Origin of the sequence: Rhodobaculum claviforme (genome assembly GCF_016653255.1) — a bacterium.
Lineage (GTDB): Bacteria > Pseudomonadota > Alphaproteobacteria > Rhodobacterales > Rhodobacteraceae > Rhodobaculum > Rhodobaculum claviforme.
Map to the genome: position 1 here is coordinate 1 of NZ_NHSD01000181.1, position 2,654 is coordinate 2,654.

The window sequence follows — 2,654 nt, forward strand, 5'->3', positions numbered from 1 at the left end:
CGTGATCGCGGGTTGCCTGCAGCGGCTGGTCCGGGATGAATCCGGTGATGTCAGCCCTGTGTGAGGCCATCGTTAGCCATTCGGAGCCTAACGCGCAGGCTGGAGCCAGCCGTTGGGTGGCAGAAAAACGGGGCGGAAGAGCGCGATGTCCCTCCGCCCCGTTAGTTACATCAAGCGCGCCGGCCGCCGGGGATAATGGGGAAGTAGGCCGGCGCGCCCGGGTCGGAAGGAGCCGCGTCGAATCGGCATGGGGACAAGGCCGCACGGGCTCATCTTCCTCTCATGACCAACGGTCGCCTTGGTCCGATGTTCGCCGGAAATCGGTTATTTTTTTCTGCGGTGGCCAAGGTTTGGGGCTGGATGGGCGAATTATACGTTTGCGTTCTTCCCCAGACTTGTTTTCCGCAATACCTTAGGATGCCCAGCCACCGTACTCGGCGAGCCTGCCATGTCTCAGCAGCCCGATCCCGCCAGTATCATTCGCTATGCCCTGGAGGAATCCCGCGGCCGCGGGCTGGATAGTCTCGGCCAGCTCAACCATGCGGTGCGCCGCGTTCTGCATCTGCGCCCGGATATGGGCCGCAGCCGGGTCGAATCGCTCGTGCAGGAAGCGATGTGGCCACGGCCACCCCGCGTTGGTCGTAGCGTCGGGGCCGGCATTCCCGTGCCGCACCGGGCGCCGGCGGTGCTTCGTCAGTCCCCCAGCACGCGCGACTGAAGCCTGCGGTCGTTTCCAAAGCGTAGGGCCCGGCCGTTGTGTAGCGGCCGGGCCCTTGGTGTGTCCGTCGGCTGGGTGGTGCTGCCGGGGGCGTCGGGTCAGAGCATGCCGCGGGCTTCGAGCAGGGCGATGACCTGCTGGGCGAGCGCGTCGGGGCTGGCCTGGTCGGAGCGCAGGTGCAGCTCCGGGGCCTCGGGCGGCTCGTAGCTGGAGCCGATGCCGGTGAAGTTCGGGATCTCCCCGGCCCGCGCCTTCTTGTACAGCCCCTTGGGATCGCGCTGCTCGCACACATCCAGCGGCGCGTCGACGAACACCTCCAGGAACTCGCCCTCGGGCAGCATCTCGCGCGCCATCCGCCGCTCGCTGCGGAACGGCGAGATGAACGACACCAGCGTGATCAGACCGGCCTCGGTCAGCAGCCGGGACACCTCCGCCACCCGGCGGATGTTCTCCACCCGGTCCTCGTCGGTAAAGCCCAGGTCCCGGTTCAGCCCGTGCCGGACGTTGTCGCCGTCCAGCATCATCGTGTGCTTGCCCATGCCCGCCAGGCGCTGCTCCACCAGGTCGGAGACCACCGACTTGCCCGCCCCCGACAGCCCGGTGAACCAGAGCACGCACGGCCGCTGCGCCTTCGCCTGCGCGCGCACCGCCTTGTCCACCTTGGTGTCGTGCCAGTGCACGTTGGTCGCCCGCCTGAGCGCGTAGTCGATCATCCCCGCGCCCACGGTGGCGTTGGTCATCCGGTCGATCACGATGAACGACCCGGTCGCCGGGTTCTCCGCGTACGGGTCGAACGGCACCGGCCGGTCGAACGCCAGGTCGACCACCGCCACGTCGTTCAGCGCCAGATGGCTGGCCGCCGTCTCCTCCAGCGTGTTGACGTTCACCGTGTGCTTGATCCGGCTGATCTGACCGCCGACGAAACTGGTCCCCAGATGGATCAGGTACGACCGCCCCGGCAGCATCTCCTGCTCGTCCATCCAGATCAGGTGGGCGTGCACCTGATCGGTCACCGTCGGCCGCTCCTGCGCCGGCGCGATCACGTCGCCGCGCGAGATGTCGATCTCGTGCTCAAGCGTCAGCGTCACCGCCTGCCCGGCGTGCGCCACCTCCAGATCGCCGTCCATCGTCACGATCCGCTTGACCCGCGAGCCCTTGCCCGACGGCAGCACCGCGACCTCCTCGCCGACGCGCACCTGGCCGCCCTGCACCGTCCCGGCATAGCCCCGGAAGTCCAGGTTCGGCCGGTTGACCCACTGCACCGGCAACCGGAACGGACGCCCGCGCGCCGCGTCCTCGAGCTGCACCGTCTCCAGCTTCTCCAGCAGGCTCGGCCCCTGGAACCAGTCCATGCTCCGGGACCGCTTGGAGATGTTGTCGCCCTTCAGCGCCGAAACCGGAATGCAGGTCACCTGCTGGATCCCGACCTCGTGCGCAAAGGTCCGGTACTCCGCCGCGATCCGCTCGAAGGTCGCCTCGTCCCAGTCGACCAGGTCCATCTTGTTGACCGCCAGCACCACCTGGCGGATGCCCAAGAGCGAGACGATGTAGGAGTGCCGACGGGTCTGCGTCAGCACGCCGTGGCGCGCGTCCACCAGCAGCACCGCCAGCTCCGAGTGCGACGCCCCGGTCGCCATGTTGCGGGTGTACTGCTCGTGCCCCGGCGTGTCGGCGACCACGAACTTGCGCTTGTCCGTGGTAAAGAACCGGTAGGCGACGTCGATCGTGATCCCCTGCTCGCGCTCCGCCTGCAGGCCGTCCACCAACAGCGCCATGTCCGGCTCTTCCCCGGTGGTGCCGAACTTGCTGCTGTCGGCGTCCAGCTGCGCCAGCTGGTCCTCGAACAGCAGCTGGCAGTCGTACAGCAGCCGGCCGATCAGGGTCGACTTGCCGTCGTCCACCGAGCCGCAGGTGATGAACCGCAGCAGGTCCTTGT

Annotated in this window: 1 protein-coding gene; it reads right to left on the bottom strand. The window is 67.8% G+C overall.

Going from position 1 to position 2,654, the window contains the following annotated elements:
• Positions 1-816 precede the first annotated feature (816 nt).
• On the bottom strand, positions 817-2,654 hold a 1,838-nt coding region (cysN, locus tag CCR87_RS05995), incomplete at its 5' end, for a sulfate adenylyltransferase subunit CysN (protein ID WP_201156650.1).